This is a genomic window from Pseudomonas mucoides (genome assembly GCF_015461845.1).
GTDB classification, from domain to species: Bacteria; Pseudomonadota; Gammaproteobacteria; order Pseudomonadales; family Pseudomonadaceae; genus Aquipseudomonas; species Aquipseudomonas mucoides.
In genome coordinates this window covers 282,805-301,253 of sequence record NZ_JACOPW010000003.1, presented here as the reverse complement: position 1 = coordinate 301,253, position 18,449 = coordinate 282,805, and the positions used below count along the sequence as shown (strand labels likewise).

Annotated in this window: 16 protein-coding genes; 5 read left to right on the top strand and 11 right to left on the bottom strand. The window is 60.1% G+C overall.

Annotated features, from left to right (window positions below):
• Window positions 1-113: 113 nt before the first annotated feature.
• The gene (locus tag H8F22_RS16250; protein ID WP_027926524.1) at window positions 114-1,490 is read right to left on the bottom strand and encodes a GTPase/DUF3482 domain-containing protein; all 1,377 of its coding nucleotides are present in this window, start codon (window positions 1,488-1,490) and stop codon (window positions 114-116) included.
• Window positions 1,483-2,862 (bottom strand): DUF2868 domain-containing protein, encoded by a 1,380-nt coding sequence (locus H8F22_RS16245; protein WP_059183048.1) that lies wholly within the window; start codon window positions 2,860-2,862, stop codon window positions 1,483-1,485. Before H8F22_RS16245 ends, H8F22_RS16250 begins: the two co-directional genes overlap by 8 nt.
• 85 nt (window positions 2,863-2,947) lie before the next feature.
• Between H8F22_RS16245 and H8F22_RS16240 the strand changes: the two genes are divergently transcribed.
• On the top strand, window positions 2,948-3,460 hold the full coding sequence (locus H8F22_RS16240; RefSeq protein WP_059182008.1) for a dihydrofolate reductase: 513 nt from the start codon (window positions 2,948-2,950) through the stop codon (window positions 3,458-3,460).
• A 122-nt stretch (window positions 3,461-3,582) separates the two neighbouring features.
• Here H8F22_RS16240 and H8F22_RS16235 read toward each other — a convergent pair whose 3' ends face one another.
• Window positions 3,583-4,974 carry an L-cystine transporter gene (locus tag H8F22_RS16235; RefSeq protein WP_059182009.1) on the bottom strand — a complete coding sequence of 464 codons (1,392 nt, stop codon included), beginning with the start codon at window positions 4,972-4,974 and terminating at the stop codon, window positions 3,583-3,585.
• Window positions 4,975-5,216: 242 nt separating this feature from the next.
• Between H8F22_RS16235 and H8F22_RS16230 the strand changes: the two genes are divergently transcribed.
• Complete coding sequence (locus H8F22_RS16230; protein WP_027926528.1) at window positions 5,217-6,272, top strand: HAD family hydrolase; 1,056 nt, start codon at window positions 5,217-5,219, stop codon at window positions 6,270-6,272.
• 186 nt (window positions 6,273-6,458) lie between these two features.
• Here H8F22_RS16230 and ilvD read toward each other — a convergent pair whose 3' ends face one another.
• From ilvD to H8F22_RS16205, 5 genes are all read right to left on the bottom strand, one after another.
• Window positions 6,459-8,300, bottom strand: coding sequence for a dihydroxy-acid dehydratase (gene ilvD / locus H8F22_RS16225; protein ID WP_027926529.1), 1,842 nt, complete (start codon window positions 8,298-8,300; stop codon window positions 6,459-6,461).
• A gap of 273 nt (window positions 8,301-8,573) precedes the next feature.
• Window positions 8,574-9,758, bottom strand: a complete 1,185-nt coding sequence (locus H8F22_RS16220) for an MFS transporter (protein ID WP_050590261.1) — start codon at window positions 9,756-9,758, stop codon at window positions 8,574-8,576.
• Window positions 9,751-10,728: a diiron oxygenase gene (locus tag H8F22_RS16215; protein ID WP_194940455.1), complete on the bottom strand. Its 978-nt coding sequence runs from the start codon at window positions 10,726-10,728 to the stop codon at window positions 9,751-9,753. Before H8F22_RS16215 ends, H8F22_RS16220 begins: the two co-directional genes overlap by 8 nt.
• Window positions 10,725-11,804 (bottom strand): SagB family peptide dehydrogenase, encoded by a 1,080-nt coding sequence (locus H8F22_RS16210; RefSeq protein WP_027926532.1) that lies wholly within the window; start codon window positions 11,802-11,804, stop codon window positions 10,725-10,727. Before H8F22_RS16210 ends, H8F22_RS16215 begins: the two co-directional genes overlap by 4 nt.
• 424 nt (window positions 11,805-12,228) lie before the next feature.
• A complete protein-coding gene (locus H8F22_RS16205; protein ID WP_007945535.1) occupies window positions 12,229-13,425 on the bottom strand; it encodes a class I SAM-dependent rRNA methyltransferase in 1,197 nt (398 codons plus the stop codon).
• A 229-nt stretch (window positions 13,426-13,654) separates the two neighbouring features.
• On the opposite strand from H8F22_RS16205, the gene H8F22_RS16200 reads away from it, so the two are divergent.
• The 3 genes from H8F22_RS16200 to H8F22_RS16190 are packed head-to-tail and all read left to right on the top strand — an operon-like array spanning window position 13,655 to window position 15,689.
• Window positions 13,655-14,470, top strand: coding sequence for an HDOD domain-containing protein (locus H8F22_RS16200; RefSeq protein ID WP_172825965.1), 816 nt, complete (start codon window positions 13,655-13,657; stop codon window positions 14,468-14,470).
• Window positions 14,471-14,498: 28 nt separating this feature from the next.
• On the top strand, window positions 14,499-15,311 hold the full coding sequence (gene mutM, locus H8F22_RS16195; protein ID WP_027926534.1) for a bifunctional DNA-formamidopyrimidine glycosylase/DNA-(apurinic or apyrimidinic site) lyase: 813 nt from the start codon (window positions 14,499-14,501) through the stop codon (window positions 15,309-15,311).
• A gap of 54 nt (window positions 15,312-15,365) precedes the next feature.
• Window positions 15,366-15,689: a multidrug transporter gene (locus tag H8F22_RS16190; RefSeq protein WP_194940454.1), complete on the top strand. Its 324-nt coding sequence runs from the start codon at window positions 15,366-15,368 to the stop codon at window positions 15,687-15,689.
• A 140-nt stretch (window positions 15,690-15,829) separates the two neighbouring features.
• Here the strand turns inward: H8F22_RS16190 and H8F22_RS16185 are convergent, their stop codons facing one another.
• The 3 genes from H8F22_RS16185 to H8F22_RS16175 all read right to left on the bottom strand — a co-directional run bounded on the left by H8F22_RS16185 (window position 15,830) and on the right by H8F22_RS16175 (window position 18,374).
• Entirely contained in the window at window positions 15,830-16,081 is a 252-nt protein-coding gene (locus tag H8F22_RS16185) for a YfhL family 4Fe-4S dicluster ferredoxin (RefSeq protein WP_007945532.1), read from the bottom strand.
• A gap of 102 nt (window positions 16,082-16,183) precedes the next feature.
• Window positions 16,184-16,663, bottom strand: a complete 480-nt coding sequence (gene coaD, locus H8F22_RS16180) for a pantetheine-phosphate adenylyltransferase (RefSeq protein ID WP_007945531.1) — start codon at window positions 16,661-16,663, stop codon at window positions 16,184-16,186.
• A 115-nt stretch (window positions 16,664-16,778) separates the two neighbouring features.
• The gene (locus H8F22_RS16175; RefSeq protein ID WP_027926536.1) at window positions 16,779-18,374 is read right to left on the bottom strand and encodes a GMC family oxidoreductase; all 1,596 of its coding nucleotides are present in this window, start codon (window positions 18,372-18,374) and stop codon (window positions 16,779-16,781) included.
• Between the last annotated feature and the right edge of the window lie 75 nt (window positions 18,375-18,449).

The following is an 18,449-nucleotide window of genomic DNA, read 5'->3' as shown; positions in this document are numbered from 1 at the left end:
ATGACCAGGTGGCTGCCATCGCGAGCAGGCTCACTCCTAGAGGGGGAACGCATTCCCATGTGGGCGCGAGCCTGCTCGCGAAGGGGCCGCCCAAACACCCCAGGCATCAAGGCTCACAACTGCTGCGCCAATACCTCTACCTGCTCCTGCCTTTGCGCCTGATTCAACTTCACCTGTGGATTCAGCGACGACCACTGCGGATGCGCCCGCGCCTTGTTCAGTGCCTCGGGTAACTTGCCTTCGCGCCAGGTCTTGTCCTGGGGCGTGGCGACCTGAATGCTGTCCATGGCCGCATGCCCGCGCGCGTTCAGCGCCTGCAACAGCTGACGCTGACGCAACGCCAACAACCGCAATACGCTGTCATCGATGGTCAGTTCTCGCTGGCCTTTGATCTTGCCGATTAACCGGCTGCCATAGCTGCGCGCGGTTTGCAGTGCGCCACCGGCAATCGCGCCGGCCAATGCTGCCGCACCCAGGGTCAGGCCGCCCACCAGCAAGTCGACCCCGGCCCCGGCTGCCGCGCCAGCGGCGATCCCGCTGCCGACCCGTACACCCAGCTGTTTCAAGGTTTCCGGGTTAAACAAATCATCGCCCCAACGGCCATCGAGCAGCGGTAAATCACTGGCCGCCGCATCCTGTGGGCGAAAGGCGTAAAGCTTGAGCAGCGCTTCAACGCAGCGTTGTTCGCGCTGGCGCACGGCTTTGTGCAGTTCGCTGATGGCGTGCCGTTCCTGCTCTGCATCGCTGGCGACGCTGCGTCGGCAGGCGGCGCAATCAATCAACAATTCGGCAATCAACCGGACTGCACTCTGATGACGGGCGAGGCGCTGGGCCTGTTGATCGGCGATCAAGCGTTCAAGCTGTTCACGGGAATTTTCCAGCAGCAGCGCGAGGCTTTCATAGAGGCGACGTTCGCCATCTTCCGGCGGTGCGACGCTGTCGAAACGCACCAGTGCATGCAAGCCCAAACGCGCCAACGCTTCACGCCAATCCGGCTCGCGGTGGTTGGCGCTGCTGACAAAATTCAGCACCGGCAGCAGCGGCTTGCCACAACTGGCCAGCACTTCCAGTTCGTCGCGGTACTTGGCCAGCACCGGTTCGCGGGCGTCGATCACGTAGAGGCCGGCGTCGCAGGTGAGCAGTTGCCGCAGCACTTTGGCTTCCTGCTCAAAGCGCTGCCGGGCTTCGCTGCCCTCAAGGAATCGCGCCAGGCGGGCCGGACCGTCGAGGCGTTCGCCGGGACGCTCCAGGCGTTCGAGGTAGTCGAGCAGGGCGATGGCGTCTTCCAGGCCGGGGGTATCGTAGAGGTCGAGCAGCGGCTCGCCCTCCACCGACAAGCGTGCGCCTTCGACGTGACGCGTGGTGCTGGGACGATGGGACACTTCGCCGAAGCCGACATCGCGGGTCAGGGTGCGCAGCAATGAGGTTTTGCCGACGTTGGTGTGGCCAACCACAGCGAGCTTCAACGGGGCCTTCCAGGCGTTACTCATGACCGGTCTCCAGCCAGTTCATCGGCGCACAATCGGCGAACGGCAACTCCAGTTGCTGCAATGCGACGTGCCAGTCACCCAGCCGTTCGGCGTCCAGCGCTTCGCCGGGTGGCGCTTGCAGCAGCCAGACGCGAGTGGCGGCAGCATTGCGCGCCAGTTCGGCGATCAGCGCCAGGCTGCCGCGGTCCGGCGAGCGCCGCGGGTCGCAAGCGATGAGCAGGCGTGCGGGCGGAAAGCGGCTCAATTGTTCGAGGAGTCGGTGGCGCGATTCACGGCTGTCGAGTATTCCGGCGTTGCCCACGGTCTTCGGCAATTGCGGTGGCCACGGGCGTTGGTCATCGAGTTCGATGGCGACCAGCAGGGCACCGTCGCTTTGCTGGTCGGTGACACCGCTTTCGACGCGATGCAGTTTCTCCGGTGCGGCGTCGCTGATGCCCAGGCGTTCGCTGGTGGGCATCAATCGCTCGCGCAACTGGGCGTAGCCGGGCAGGTTCAGGTCCAGATGCAGTTTTGCCTGGCCGGTTTTCCAGCGCCACCGACAAAACAGCATCAGCAGCAAACGCGGCAGCACACCGTAGATCAACAGGACGCCAACCAGCCAGGCGGCCCAGGCCTGTCGAGCACTTTCGATGTTCAGCGCGGCATCGCCGCTGGCGCGGATCATTTCCACGGTAGGCACGCTGAAGCCGAGCAGGGCCGGGAGCGCGCCGAGGGCCTGAGTCATGGCGACGAAGGTGTCGCCGCTCAGAATGGTGGTTTCCCAGACGAAGCCGTAGCGTCGGGTCGCCATCAGCGTCAGCAGAATCGCCAAGGCGCTGAGCATCGCCAGCAGCCACAAACCGTTGATTAGCGTACCGACCGCCCAGCGATTGAGTTTGTGCCGTTGCAATAACAGCAGGAGGGCCGGGGCCAGTTGCGCGGCTTTGGCGTCGCGGGCGAGTTTTTCGCTGAGCCACAACCATAAGCGCCCGAGGGTGGCGCCGTGTTCACCCGCGAACATCAGGCCCAGCGCCCAGCTCAGTAACAGAATCAGGTTCAGCCCGAGCAGACTGCCCAGGGCCCAGAACACATTCACCGGGGTTTGCCCGTCACCCATCGCGGCGAAAGCCAGACCGGCACCGCTCACCACGGCCAGCACCGCCATCACGATCAGCGCCAGTCGCGCACCTTGCAGCCAGTGTTGCAGGGCGTTGGCCAAACCATCGCGTTCGGCCAGCCACACGGCCCGCCGTTGAATCCGTGTCGACAAGTCACCACCAGCACTTCGGGCCAGTCGGTTGGCTTCCGTGTCTTCCAGCGGGCCGGCGTGTTCTTCACGCAGACGCACGGTTTCGGTCAGCCAGAGATTTTGCAGTCCAGTCAGTTCAGTCACGCGCGATCCCATCGCTCCATTGAGCTGTGAGCATAACCGCTGTGGCGCTTATCGGGGTACGGATGGCTCTGGTATCCTCGCCGGCATGACTAAATCACTCCCCCTCAGCCTGATCGCAGCCCTCGGTGAAAACCGCGTGATCGGCGTCGACAACAGCATGCCCTGGCACTTGCCGGGGGACTTCAAATACTTCAAGGCCACCACCCTGGGCAAGCCGATCATCATGGGGCGCAAGACCTGGGATTCCCTCGGTCGGCCGCTGCCGGGCCGGTTGAACATCGTGGTCAGCCGTCAGGCGGACCTGGTGCTGGAAGGCGCCGAGGTTTACCCGTCGCTCGAAGCCGCGGTGGTTCGCGCCGAAGAATGGGCGAAGGCGCAGGGCGTCGATGAGCTGATGCTGATTGGCGGCGCGCAGTTGTATGCGCAGGGGATGGCGCAGGCGGACCGGTTGTATCTGACCCGCGTGGCGCTGAGCCCGGAAGGGGATGCGTGGTTTCCGGAGTTTGATTTGGGCCAGTGGAAATTGGTGTCCAACACCCCGAATCCAGCTGAAGGCGATAAGCCGGCATACAACTTCGAAGTCTGGGAAAAAGCCTAAAAGCATCGCGGGCAAGCCCGGCTCCTACAGAGGTTTGAGGTGAAACACACAATGTGTGAGCACCACTGATCCCTGTGGGAGCCGGGCTTGCCCGCGATGGGGCCGGTCCTGTTGATGAAGACTTAAGCGTGAGCCAACTCCGAATGCTCATCCGCATCCAGCAATTCTTTATCCGTCTGCTGCATGATCTGGCTGGTAATCGCCCCCGCCGTCATCGATCCACTGACGTTCAGCGCCGTGCGTCCCATGTCAATCAGCGGTTCGACCGAAATCAGCAACGCCACCAGTGACACCGGCAAGCCCATCGCCGGCAACACGATCAACGCGGCGAATGTCGCCCCGCCGCCCACACCCGCCACACCGGCCGAACTCAGCGTCACGATCGCTACCAACGTCGCGATCCATAGCGGGTCCAGCGGGTTGATGCCCACGGTCGGCGCGACCATCACCGCCAACATCGCCGGGTACAGACCGGCACAGCCGTTCTGGCCAATGGTCGCTCCGAACGACGCGGCGAAGCTGGCGATGGATTGCGGAATACCCAAACGGCGGGTCTGTGCTTCGATGCTCAACGGAATCGTCGCCGCGCTCGAGCGGCTGGTGAACGCAAACGTCAGCACCGGCCAGACTTTGCGGAAGAACCGCAACGGGTTGATCCCGGCCGCCGACACCAGCAGACCATGGACCACAAACATCAGACCCAGGCCGATGTAGGACACCACGACAAAACTGCCGAGCTTGATGATGTCTTGCAGGTTGGAACCGGCGACCACTTTGGTCATCAGCGCCAGCACGCCGTACGGGGTCAGTTTCATCACCAGGCGCACCAGACGCATCACCCAGGCTTGCAGGGTGTCGATGGCGTTGATCACTTTCTGACCTTTCTCGACGTCATCCTTGAGCAATTGCAAGGCGGCGACACCGAGGAAAGCCGCAAAAATCACCACGCTGATGATCGAGGTCGGTTTGGCGCGCGCCAGATCGGCGAACGGGTTTTGCGGGATGAACGAGAGCAACAGCTGCGGCACGTTCAGGTCCGCTACCTTGCCGGCGTAGTCGGTCTGGATGGTTTGCAGGCGCGCCATTTCCTGGGTGCCGGCCACCAGGCCTTCGGCGGTCAGGCCAAACAGGTTGGTCAGACCGATGCCGATCAACGCCGCGATGGCGGTGGTGAACAGCAGCGTGCCAATGGTCAGGAAGCTGATCTTGCCCAATGACGACGCATTGTGCAGACGGGCCACGGCGCTGAGGATCGAGGCGAACACCAGCGGGATCACGATCATTTGCAGCAACTGCACGTAACCGTTACCCACCAGATCGAACCAGCCGATCGAGGCTTTCAGGACCGGATTGCCGGCGCCATAAACGGTGTGCAGCGCCACACCAAACACCACGCCCAACACCAGGGCGAGCAGGACTTTTTTTGCCAGGCTCCAGGTGGTGTGGCGGGTTTGTGCCAGGCCAAAAAGCAGGGCAAGGAACACCAGCAGATTGAGGATCAGCGGCAGATTCATAAAAACTCCGATCAGACATGTGCCAGCTACCTTCCGGGGCAGCCGCGAACCGGAAAGCCTAACAGCTTGATATCTAATGAATTAATACCAAAATCAGAGGTGAACTGTCGTTTTTGGAATAAGCCGGTGTCGCTGTCGGGGATGCAGCTGGCGCGATGGGTACGGTAACGGTCGCTGACAGACGAGGACTGTCACACTTATTTGTTAGCGTCGATGTCTTTCACATTCAGGGAGAGTCGTCGATGAAATTCATACCAAAAATGCTGGCTGCAGCCATTTGCCTGGGCCTTGCGGGCCAGGCATTCGCCACCGATTTGAAACACTGGCCAGCCGATCAGGCCAAGGCGCTGGATGCAATGATTGCCGCCAACGCCAACAAAGGTAACTACGCGGTGTTCGACATGGACAACACCAGTTACCGCTACGACCTCGAAGAGTCGTTGCTGCCCTATATGGAGAACAAGGGCCTGATCACCCGCGACAAACTCGACCCTTCCCTGAAACTGATTCCGTTCAAGGACACTGCTGACCACAAGGAAAGCCTGTTCAGCTACTACTACCGCCTCTGCGAAATTGACGACATGGTGTGCTACCCATGGGTTGCGCAAGTGTTCTCCGGCTTCACCCTTAAAGAACTCAAAGGTTATGTCGACGAGCTGATGGCGTCCGGCAAACCGGTGCCGGCTACTTACTACGACGGTGATGTGGTCAAGAAACTCGACGTCAACCCGCCGAAAGTCTTCACCGGCCAGGCTGAGCTGTACAACAAGCTGATGGAGAACGGCATCGAGGTCTATGTGATGACCGCCGCCTCCGAAGAGCTGGTGCGCATGGTCGCTTCCGATCCGAAGTACGGCTACAACGTCAAACCGCAGAACGTCATCGGCGTGAGCCTGCTGCTGAAGGATCCGAAGTCTGGCGAGCTGACCACCGCGCGCAAACAGATCACCGCCGGCAAGTATGACGAGAAGGCTAACCTTGGCCTTGAACTGACCCCGTACCTGTGGACCCCTGCGACCTGGATGGCGGGTAAGCAAGCAGCGATCCTGACTTACATCGATGAGTGGAAAAAACCGGTCCTGGTTGGCGGCGACACCCCGAGCAGCGATGGTTACATGCTGTTCCACAGCGTCGACGTGGCCAAGGGTGGCATTCACTTGTGGGTTAACCGCAAGGACAAATACATGACCCAGATTAACGGCATGATGGCCAAGAATGCGGCGGCCCAGGCCAAGGAAGGGCTTGAGGTTACGGCGGACAAGAACTGGGTGATCGTGAAACCGGAAGAGATCCAGTAAAGGTAAACGCACGGTCCATGTGGGAGCTGGCTTGCCTGCGATAGCCTCGACGCGGTTAGTCAGATAGACCGAGTTGTCCGCATCGCAGGCAAGCCAGTTCCCACCGTTGATCTCCAGTGTTTGGGGGATCGTGGTCAAAAAAATGCCCCGCACTTGGCGGGGCATTTTTATTTCTGCGATTGACGCTTACAGCCCGTCGAGCATCGCCTTGTTACGTACAGCACCCTTGTCGGCGCTGGTCGCCAGCAGGGCGTAGGCTTTCAGTGCGGTGGTCACCTTGCGTGGACGTTTTTCCACAGGCTTCCAGCCTTTCTGATCTTGCTCGGCACGACGCCCGGCCATTTCTTCGTCGCTGATCAACAGGTTGATCGAGCGGTTTGGAATGTCGATCAGCACTTTGTCGCCGTCCTGCACCAGACCAATCGCACCGCCCGCTGCTGCTTCTGGCGAAGCGTGGCCGATGGACAGGCCCGAGGTGCCGCCGGAGAAGCGGCCGTCGGTGAGCAGGGCGCAGGCTTTGCCCAGGCCTTTGGATTTCAGGTAAGACGTCGGGTACAGCATTTCCTGCATGCCCGGGCCGCCTTTCGGGCCTTCGTAACGAATGATCACGATGTCGCCGGCCTTCACTTCGTCAGCGAGAATGCCGCGTACGGCGCTGTCCTGGCTTTCGAAGATCTTCGCGTTGCCTTCGAAGACGTGGATCGACTCGTCGACGCCCGCGGTTTTCACTACGCAGCCATCCAATGCGATGTTGCCGTAGAGAACGGCCAGGCCGCCTTCTTTCGAGTAAGCATGCTCGACGCTGCGGATGCAGCCGTTTTCACGGTCGTCGTCGAGGGTTTCCCAACGGGTCGACTGACTGAACGCGGTTTGCGTCGGAATGCCTGCCGGGCCGGCCTTGAAGAAGTGATGCACCGCTTCGTCGTCAGTCTGGGTGATGTCCCACTTGGCAATGCCTTCGGCCAGGGTCTTGCTGTGCACGGTCGGCAGGTCGGTGTGCAACAGGCCGCCACGGGCCAGGGAGCCGAGGATGCTGAAGATCCCGCCGGCACGGTGCACGTCTTCCATGTGGTACTTCTGGATGTTCGGCGCGACTTTGCACAGTTGCGGCACGTGACGGGACAGGCGGTCGATGTCGCGCAGGTCGAAATCGATCTCGGCTTCCTGGGCCGCGGCCAGCAAGTGCAGGATGGTGTTGGTGGAACCGCCCATGGCGATGTCCAGCGTCATGGCATTTTCGAACGCCTTGAAGTTGGCGATGTTGCGCGGCAGTACCGACTCGTCGTTCTCGGTGTAATAACGCTTGCACAGCTCGACGATGGTGCGCCCGGCCTGCAGGAACAATTGCTCACGGTCGCTGTGGGTGGCCAGGGTCGAACCGTTGCCCGGCAATGCCAGGCCCAGGGCTTCGACCAGGCAGTTCATTGAGTTGGCGGTGAACATGCCGGAGCACGAACCGCACGTCGGGCAGGCGCTGCGCTCGTACTCAGCGACTTTCTCGTCAGAAGCGCTGGAGTCGGCGGCGATCACCATGGCGTCGACGAGGTCGAGACCGTGGCTGGCCAGTTTGGTCTTGCCGGCTTCCATCGGGCCGCCGGACACGAAGATCACCGGGATGTTCAGGCGCAGGGACGCCATCAACATGCCAGGGGTGATCTTGTCGCAGTTGGAGATGCAGACGATGGCGTCGGCGCAGTGGGCGTTGACCATGTACTCGACGGAGTCGGCGATGATCTCCCGGCTCGGCAGCGAATACAGCATGCCGTCGTGGCCCATGGCGATGCCGTCATCCACGGCGATGGTGTTGAATTCTTTGGCTACACCGCCGGCGCGTTCGATTTCGCGGGCGACCAGTTGGCCCAGGTCCTTGAGGTGGACGTGGCCCGGTACGAACTGGGTGAAGGAGTTGGCAATGGCGATGATCGGCTTTTTGAAGTCGTCATCTTTCATCCCCGTGGCGCGCCACAGTGCGCGGGCGCCGGCCATGTTGCGACCGTGGGTGGATGTTTTCGAGCGGTAATCAGGCATGAAGCACTCCGGGCGGTTAATCAGTTATCAAAAGGGAAGTGAGCTTCTATTGACGTCTGGAACACTCAGAAATGGCCGTGTGTCCGGAAGTTGCCGATAACTTTGCGGGATCGCCGCGCGCTTCAGCTTGAGCTCATAAACCCGCCGGGGGATGACTGGCGATGAATGTCGCGATTCTACACGGCTGGCGTCAGGAGGGAATGGCTGCCGCTTTGGAGATAGTGCTGACAAGACGTGTGGACAGGGTTGTCGGCATGTTGCCCTGATGCGCAGTTAGCGGCGACTGATCAGGGCGTTCAGGCCGATACCCACCGCACTCAAAATCAAAAAGCACACGGCCAGGGCCGTGGTCAGGTAGGCGCTGGCCAGGTTGATCACGGCGCTGATCAAGCCGCCACACATGAAAATCAGCAGGCTGCCGGCCGAGGTCGCGGTACCCGCGTATTGGGGGTAGAGGCTCATCGCCCTGGAGTTGGCGATGGGGCGGCAAATGGTGGTGCCGGCAGTACAGATCAGCATGGGAATCAGCACCGTGGCGGCGGACAGGCCAAACTGCCAGACCAGCCATGGCATCACCAGGCCCGAGAGGGCAATCAGGCCCAAGCCGATATTGATTTGCCTGTCGCCCTCCATATGGCGATGCAGGAGGCTGGCGATAATTCCGCCGACCACATACGCGACGCCGTACAGCAACAGCGCCCAGGCGAACTGATAGGCGGAAAGCTTCAGGTGCTCCATGAACAGGAGTGGGGAAATGACAATGAACGAGAAATGGCAGGCGAAGGCGAGACCGGATATCAGCCAGTAACCCGTAAAGCGGATGTCGCCAAGCAGCAGCCAATAAGCGCCGAAGATTCGCCGGGGCGATGGAACACTGCTACGGCTTTCTTTCAGCAGGAAGCAGGACCTCAACCAGACAATAATGGCCAGGCCGATGAACACATAAAAACTGCCCTGCCAGCCCACATGCAACTGTAGCCAGGTGCCGATCAGCGGCGAACTGGAAATGAATATCCCGCCGGCGGTTGCCATCCAGATTCGCAGTCGTTCCAGTTCGCGGCCGAAGAACAGGTCCTGGACCAGTGCCTGTGACAAGGCAAACGACCCGCAGCCCATCGCCTGTATAACGCGAAAGAACAGAAACCAGGCGTAATCGCTGACGAGCAGACAACCTGTTGCACCCAGGGCAGCCAGAGCAATTCCCCCTAGCAGCAGTTTTTTGCGGCCGAACCTGTCGGACAGCGGCCCGATCAGCAGCAGTGAAAACGCCAGGCCGATGGCAAAGAGGCTGACGGACAACGCTATATCGACAGGCGTAGTGCGGAAGTGGTCGGAGAGCGCGGGAAAGGAAGGAAGCACGACGTCGAGGGGGAAAACAGCAAGCAGCGTCATGGCCATCAACAGAATGACCATGGCCCGGCTTTCTTTGACCTGGGTTGCGTCGATAACACTATTCATCAAGAAGCCCGGCTTTGGTGAAGAGTTTCCGGTTGTAAGGCAGGTCGAAGAACCCGGCGTTTTTCAGGGCGCTCAGGGTCGCGCTGGCGCCCGAACGGGTCCGTTGCAGAGTGGCATGCGCATCGGACAGTCCTTCAGTGATTTCCAGGCAGACTGTCTCCCTGAGGCCGACACCGCGAAAGCTTGCCCTCAGCCAATGCTCATCGATCTCAAAGAAAACCCGAATGAGCTCCGGGAGCAGACCCGCGCAGAACAGGCGTTGGGCGCTGGTCAGGTGCAGCCACAGATAATGGAACACTTCGCAGAAATAGCGACTGTGTCGCGCCTCGTCGGCGAGGTGGTCCCTGAGCATTTCCTGAACGCCGTCCACCAACGCATCGCGACAGATGTCGAGCAGATCCTTGGCGATGATTGTCTCGGAGACGAAACCGGTGAGGAACCAGGCCAGCGGCTTGTGCTTGTCAGGTGTGCGCTCGAGCAGGGCGTGCAGCCGGGTGATTCGCTGCGGCATGACGGGCCGATCGAACATGCCGTAGAACGCGGCAATCTGCTCGGCGAGGCCATTGGAAAAGAGGGCGTGATAGCCCTCGTCGGTGTAGAGCTGCAGCGCAGCGTTTTTCATCCGCGGGGGAATGCTCACACCGAGTTCGTCATGGACGATGGTTTCGACAGATCGATTAACGATACGGTGTTCGAGCAAGGTGGTGTAGTCGAGGAAATACACCAGATGATTGGCCGGCAGTCGATGAGTGATCGCCCGGCCCTCGTCTTTGACGGCCGGGTGGTTCAAATACGGCAGGAAGGCGGGCGGGAACCAATGCCGGGTTTCCAGTTGCTGTTCAATATCGGGCGGCAATAAATAGGTGTGTTTGCTGGTTCGCACCGCGGCGCGGTTATCCCAGTCGCCGAGGGTAAAGCGATCGGCCCAGCCAGTGGGAAGTGTTGCCTGTTCAAGGCGGGTGTCGGTCATGATTGCGGGGCCTTTCGGTTCAGCAACGTTTTCAGTTCCTTGCACAGCACGTCCCCGTCGCTGTTGCCGCAACCGACAAAAAACAAAGGCTGTTCTGCGCTGTCATTGAGGCCGAGCAGCGTCTCGACCTGATCATCGGTCAGGGCGCCGGTCAGCCAGGTGTTAAAGCCGAGCGAGGTGGCCACCAACTGAAAGGTCTGGGAAATATGCCCGGCTTCAACGTAGGCCATTCGATAGGCGCGTGAGTGTTCATATTTCCACCACAGTTTGTCGAATCGACTGGTGATGAACAGGCCCACCGGCAGGTTATTGATGAAGTGTTGCCCGCACAGCAGTTGCCCCAGCGGTCGACCTGGCAGCGGGTTGACGAAGCTCAACGCATGTTCGCTTGGATGGTAGGCATAGAGCCCAGGTTTCAGGCCGCTGACGTTTTGTACGAGCAGGAAGCCTTCACAGGCGTTTAGCCCACCCCCGGAGGGGCTGGTGCGGCGGGCGCCAAGTCCTTCGGCGATGCTTTCGTCGACGTCGTCCTCACGTTCTCGCAAGTAACCGAGGGACAAGTAGAGCAACGTGCTGACCGCTTCGAGTGAGAGGGGCTCGCCGGTGAAGGTTCGGCAGGTTTTTCGGTCAATCAGGGTATTTGCCAGAGTGCTTTGCGGCAGGCATCCAGGTTTCGGCAATGAAATCTTTTCGTCTGCCAGACGTTCCGCCAGACGGGTGTCCGGGGGCGGTGTGGCCAGTACTTCGCTGCAATGGTTCAGATATTCTCTGGACCATTCATGAATATCTTGTGGGGTATGTTGGCAAGGGATGTTCTTGGTGCCGATATGGAATATTTTCGACAGATCATCCCAGCCCCATTCAATATGAGTGGGGGGTGATGTTGTGAGTATTCCTGCTTCGAGAAGTTGGGTGTCTATACTGTTGTTGTGATTGAACTTGTTCGGGTTGTTGGTCAGTTCTGCCAGTCGGGTTGAATAGTCAAGATCCAGTTCGTACTGTTTGTGATTTTTATAATCCCATACTATTTGATCGGGCGTGCGCGGAAGTATGAAGAGATAAGGGTTTATCTGCATGATGGGCGGTTCACTCTGGGGTTTTTCTTAGAGAACGCTGGGTAGCCGGCACTCCCCAGCGCTTCATTTACTTAGCGGGCTTTCGGCGCAACCAGAAAAGCCAGGTTGGCGATGGTGTTTGCTTCCAGAGTAATTGCTTTCATGTTTGTAACTCCTTGTCATTGATAATGAGCGTCACTTCAATGTGACAACTCAATCATAGTTGGTAATGAATTCTTATCAAGGAGAGATTGAGTAGGAATGTTCTAGTTATTCTGTCGGATCAATCGAAATGACACCTGAATTTTGTAAGGCATATTCTCCAAAGTGCAAAGCACAGAGAAATGTCCTGCAAGTCGCAAGGATTGCAAGTGTAGGAAGTTGTAGAAATTAATATCGAGTAATAGAACGGGGAGCCGATGGGCTCCCCGTCAAACCGGCGTGATCAGCTGTTTGGCAGCAGGCGGCAGGTGATGCTCTTGATGTAGCGGGTTTCAGCGATGGCCGGGTGAACCGGGTGGTCCGGGCCCTGAGCGCCGCGCTCCAGCAACTGGATGTTGCGGTCCAGGTGACGCGCGCTGGTCAGCAGGATGTTTTGCAGGTCATCTTCGGGCAGGTGCATCGAGCACGAAGCGCTCACCAGGATGCCGTCTTTGCTGAGCAGGCGCATGGCTTGCTCGTTCAGGCGACGGTAGGCGCCTTCGCCGTTCTTCATGTCTTTCTTGCGTTTGATGAACGCCGGCGGGTCGGCCACGATCACGTCGAAACGTTCTTCGCTGGCTTTCAGCTCTTTGAGGGCTTCGAACACGTCGCCTTCAATGCAGGTCATTTTGTCGGCGAAACCGTTCAGCGCGGCGTTACGCTCGACGCCGTCGAGGGCGAAGGCCGACGCGTCGACGCAGAACACTTCACTGGCGCCGAAGGCGGCCGCTTGGACACCCCAGCCACCGATGTAGCTGTACAGGTCCAGTACGCGTTTGCCTTTGGCATACGGGGCCAGGCGTGCACGGTTCATGCGGTGGTCGTAGAACCAGCCGGTTTTCTGGCCTTGCATGACCGGTGCTTCGAATTTCACGCCGTTTTCTTCCAGCGCTACCCACTCCGGCACCAGGCCGAACACGGTTTCGACGTAGCGGTTGAGGCCTTCCGCATCACGGGCGGCGGAGTCGTTCTTGAACAGAATGCCGCTTGGCTTGAGCACTTGGGTCAACGCGGCGATCACGTCTTCTTTATGGGCTTCCATGGTCGCCGAGGCGATCTGCACCACGAGGATGTCGCCAAAACGGTCGACCACCAGGCCTGGCAGCAGGTCGGAATCGCCGTAGACCAGGCGATAGAACGGCTTGTCAAACAGGCGATCGCGCAGCGACAGGGCGACGTTGATACGGTGGACGAGCAACGACTTGTCCAGCGGCAACTTGATGTCGCGCGACAGCAGGCGGGCGCAGATCAGGTTGTTCGGGCTCATGGCAACAATGCCCAGCGGTTTGCCGCCGGCGGCTTCGAGGATCGCCTGATCACCGGCCTTGAAGCCGTGCAATGGGGTGGCGGCGACATCGATTTCGTTGCTGTAGACCCACAAGTGGCCGTTTCGCAGGCGACGGTCGGCGTTGGCTTTGAGGCGCAGGCTAGGCAGGGACATGACGTCGCTCCGGAAAAAAGAGCGGGAGTATAGCGTGTTGCGCAAGGCCACGGTTTGGTGGATGGACATGCGGTGAAGGTCGCGCCAAAGATGAAACTTCAGCAGATGCGCCCTCCAAGGTGTCGGATCCAACTTTTAGAAGCTAGAATCTGCGCCTGGCCCAGAGTGTGTACTTATGTCCCAAGAGCTGACTACCGAACAGATCCAACAGTCCCTGCAAGGCATCAGCGTGCCCGCCCAGCCGCAAATCATGGTGGATTTGCAGATGGAGCAGTACATGCCCGACCCGGACCTGGAAGTGATCGCGAAGCTGATCTCCCAAGACCCGGGCCTTTCTGGCGCCTTGCTGAAGATCGTCAACTCGCCGTATTACGGCTTGAGCAACAAGATTGCTTCGATCCAGCGGGCGGTGAACCTGCTGGGCAGCCGTTCAATCATCAACCTGATCAACGCCCAGTCGATCAAGGGCGAGATGAATGACGACACCATCGTCACCTTGAACCGCTTCTGGGACACGGCTCAGGATGTGGCAATGACCTGCCTGACGCTGGCCAAGCGCATTGGTGCCCAGGCCGGCGACGAAGCGTACGCGCTGGGCCTGTTCCACGATTGCGGTGTGCCGCTGATGCTGCAGCGTTTCCCCAACTACATGACGGTTCTGGAAGAGGCATATGCCAACGCCAGCGCCGAATGCCGGGTGGTGGACACCGAGAACCGCGTGTTCAACACCAACCACGCCGTGGTCGGTTATTACACCGCCAAATCCTGGCGCCTGCCGGACCACGTAACCGCCGCAATCGCCAATCACCACAACGCGTTGGCGATTTTCAGCGATGAGTCGTCGCGCAATGCCCAGCTCAAGAACCTGCTGGCGATCCTCAAGATGGCCGAACACATTTGTGCGTCCTATCGAGTGCTGGGCAACCAGAACGAAGACCACGAATGGAACAGCATCGGGCCTCTGGTGCTCGACTATGTCGGCCTCTCGGATTACGACTTCGAGACGCTCAAGCAAACCATTCGCGACCTTGGCGCTCATCGCTGAGAGCCGGATAGCCTGATTCGAGTGCACCATGCCTGAACTGCCGGAAGTCGAAACCACCCGCCGCGGAATTGCGCCGCACCTGGAAGGCCAACGGGTCAGCCGGGTGATCGTGCGTGACCGGCGGCTGCGCTGGCCGATTCCCGAAGACCTTGATGTGCGGTTGTCCGGGCAGCGCATCGTGCTGGTGGAACGGCGCGCCAAGTACCTGTTGATCAATGCCGAAGTCGGCACGTTGATCAGCCATTTGGGCATGTCTGGGAATTTGCGGCTGGTGGAAGCCGGCCTGCCGGCGGCCAAGCATGAGCATGTGGACATCGAGCTGGAATCCGGCCTGGCACTGCGTTACACCGATCCGCGACGGTTTGGCGCGATGCTCTGGAGCCTTGACCCGCTCAACCACGAATTACTGATTCGCCTCGGGCCTGAGCCATTGACCGACCTGTTCGATGGCGAGCGCCTGTTCCAGCAGTCTCGCGGACGCTCCATGGCGGTCAAGCCGTTCATCATGGATAACGCCGTGGTGGTGGGCGTTGGCAATATCTATGCGACCGAAGCGCTGTTCGCCGCCGGCATTGATCCGCGCCGCGAAGCCAAGAGCATTTCCCGGGCGCGTTATTTGAAACTGGCGATCGAGATCAAACGCATCCTCGCCGCCGCCATCGAGCGCGGCGGCACCACGTTGCGCGACTTTATCGGCGGTGACGGCCAGCCGGGTTACTTCCAGCAGGAACTGTTCGTGTATGGCCGGGGCCATGAGCCCTGCAAGGTCTGCGGCACGGAGCTGCGGGATGTGAAACTCGGGCAGCGCGCCAGCGTCTTTTGCCCTCGCTGTCAGAGCTGAAAACTCGCGCGGTCTATAGTCAGTGTTCTCACTGCCTCGCATAAGGACCGTGCCATGAACCTGTTTCGAATCCTTGTCGTTGTCTGCCTGCTGGGCGCCAATGCCGGCGCGTTTGCGGCAGAGAGCGGCAGCGGCGACCCGCTCTACACCCTCCAGAATCCCCCGGCGTACGCCATGATCGGTGATTTGCTGATTGCCCGACCGTTGCTGGTCGTGGCGACGGTGATCGGTGCTGGCGTGTTTGTGGTGTCGTTGCCGTTTACCGCGCTGGGTGGCGGCGTTGGCGATGCGGGGCAGGCGTTGGTGGTTGACCCGGCGAAAGCGGCGTTTGTGCGGTGTCTGGGGTGTGTCGGCGAGGGGTTTGAGCGGCGGAAGTGAAGGCAGTTACGTCTTTGGTGTGGCTGATGGCCTCATCGCGGGCAAGCCCGCTCCACATTGGTTTTGCGTACGACACGAAACACGGTGGGAGCAGGCTTGCCCGCGATGAGGCCCGAACAGGCTCTACAAAACTATCTGACTCAAGCCTTGCCGGTAATCTTCCGGTACTTCTCCATCAACTCGTCTTCAGTCTCCGGATGCGCTTCGTCCAGCGGAATGCAATCCACCGGGCACACTTGCTGGCACTGAGGTTCATCGTAATGGCCGACACACTGCGTGCACAGGTTCGGGTCGATGACGTAGATCTCTTCGCCTTGGGAAATGGCGGCGTTCGGGCACTCGGGTTCGCAGACGTCGCAGTTGATGCAATCGTCGGTGATGATCAGGGACATGCTAACTCCAGCCAGGGCGACAGGCCCGGGCGCAATAAACCAATGCGCGCAATTGTGCCGCATTGGCGCCCGCAGTGCACGCGGGCGCCGCTTGAGCGGTCTTTACTTCTTGAAGCGCTCGGTGAGAGCGTCCGCCACCGCAGGGTGGACGAACTTGGTGATATCACCGCCCAGCGCCGCGATTTCACGGACCAGCGTTGAGGAAATGAACGAATAACGCTCGGAAGGCGTAAGAAACAGGCTCTCCACATCCGGCGCCAGCTGACGGTTCATGTTGGCCAGCTGGAATTCGTATTCGAAATCCGAGACCGCACGCAAACCACGCAGGAACACGTTGGCGTTCTTCTCTTTGGCGAAATGCGCGAGCAGCGTCGAGAAACCGACGACTTCAACGTTCGGCAGATGTTTAGTGACCTCGCGGGCCAGCTCCACACGCTGTTCCAGAGGAAACAACGGATTTTTCTTGGGGCTGGCGGCGACGGCAATGATCACATGATCGAACAGGCGCGCGGCGCGTTCGACCAAGTCGCCATGGCCCTTGGTAATAGGGTCGAAGGTACCTGGGTACAACACTCGGTTCATCGCGTCGTCCTGGCGGGAGTCCGTTGGGGAGTCGGATGGTATCGCAGCCTTCCCGGTCGGCCAAGTCGCCTGTTGGGTAAGAAAGCACTATAGACGATACGAATATTCTCCCTTTTCATGGGTTTTTCAAACGTTCGGCCAGGGCAGTGGCCAGTTGTGCTGTCAGCCCGTACACCGACAATTGTGGGTTTGCGCCAATGCTGGTGGGAAACAGCGAGCCGTCATGGATCGACAGATTGCTCAGCTGGTGATGACGGCCGAGGCTGTCGGTCACGGCGTTTTTCGGGTCTTCGCCCATCGCACAACCACCCATCACGTGGGCGCTGCCCAGGCGTGTGCGATACAACTCAAGGCTCAAGCCATCAATCAGCGTGCGCGCTTCAGCCAGGGTTTTCACGTAGCGGGCATCGGCGTGCATCGGCATCACTGCATTGGCCCCCCCGGCAAACTGGATTTCGGCCATGCTGTGGAAGGCTCGGCGCAAACCGTCCCACGCGTAGGGCGAGACCTGATAGTCGAGCACCGGCGTATTGTCGCCGCGCAGTTCGACGCTGCCGCCGGGGCTGTCCGGGTGGAAACCGTCGCGCAACAACGCGAGCATGGCGTGGGTATGGGGCAGGTGCTCCATGTGCTGGGCGTTTTCCTTGCCGAAGCCGCCCAGCAGGGTCGTCGCCAGCGCCGGGTGCAGCGGCGGGACTTCGAGTTTGTAGGCCATCTTGCCGGTGGTGCCGTCTTGCCATTGGAAATGGTCGGAATAGATCGACTGTGGCGCGCCGTAGAAGGGGTTGATCACCTCGTCGAACAGCCCGGCGGACATGTTCACCAAATGCAGGAACGTGCGCTTGCCCAGACGTTTGTGCGGATCCGGCGCATCAGAACGCAGGAGCAACGCGGGGCTGTTGATCCCGCCGCCGGCCAGTACGTAATGGCGCGCCTTGACCGTGATCGTGCGCCCGGTCGGCGCGACGCAACGGTCGTCCATCGCCACGCATTGCAGGCCAGTGACTTTGCCATCCTTGATCGACAGTTTTTCGGCGCGAGCCAGGTACAGAAGCTCGCCACCTTTCTCCAGCGTCGCCGGAATGGTCGTGACCAGCATCGATTGCTTGGCGTTGGTCGGACAGCCCATGCCGCAGTAGCCGAGGTTCCAGCAGCCGCGCACGTTGCGCGGGATGACGTGCCAGCTGTAGCCGAGTTTTTCACAGCCTTTGCGGATCACGTCGTTGTTGGCGTTGGGCGGCACCCTCCACGGCGCCACGCCGAGGCGTTGTTCCATTTTCTCGAACCACGGCGCCATGTCGGCAGGCGAGTGACCTTTAACATCGTGTTCGCTGGCCCAGTGTTCGAGTGTCGGGGTAGGCGTGCGAAAGCTCGAAGTCCAGTTGATCAGCGTGGTGCCGCCTACTGCGCGGCCCTGGAGGATGGTGATTGCGCCATCCTTGCTCATGCGCCCGATGCCTTCCTGATAGAGGCTGGTGTAAGCCTGGTCTTCGAGCATCTTGAAGTCGCTGCTGGTCTTGAGCGGGCCTTCTTCGATCAGCAGCACTTTGTAGCCGGCCGCGCTGAGGATTTCCGCCGTGGTGCCGCCGCCGGCACCGCTGCCGATGATCGCGACGTCCGCTTCGAGGGTCAGGTCTTGGGTCAATTGCGCGCCGTTGTAGGTTTTCCAGCCACGGGACAGGCCTTCTCGGAACGGGTCGGGTACAGGCATTCTCAGGTTCTCTTGTTGTTTTTATTGGCGGTGATGAGGCGGCTGACGCCATCGCGGGCAAGCTCGGCCCCCACA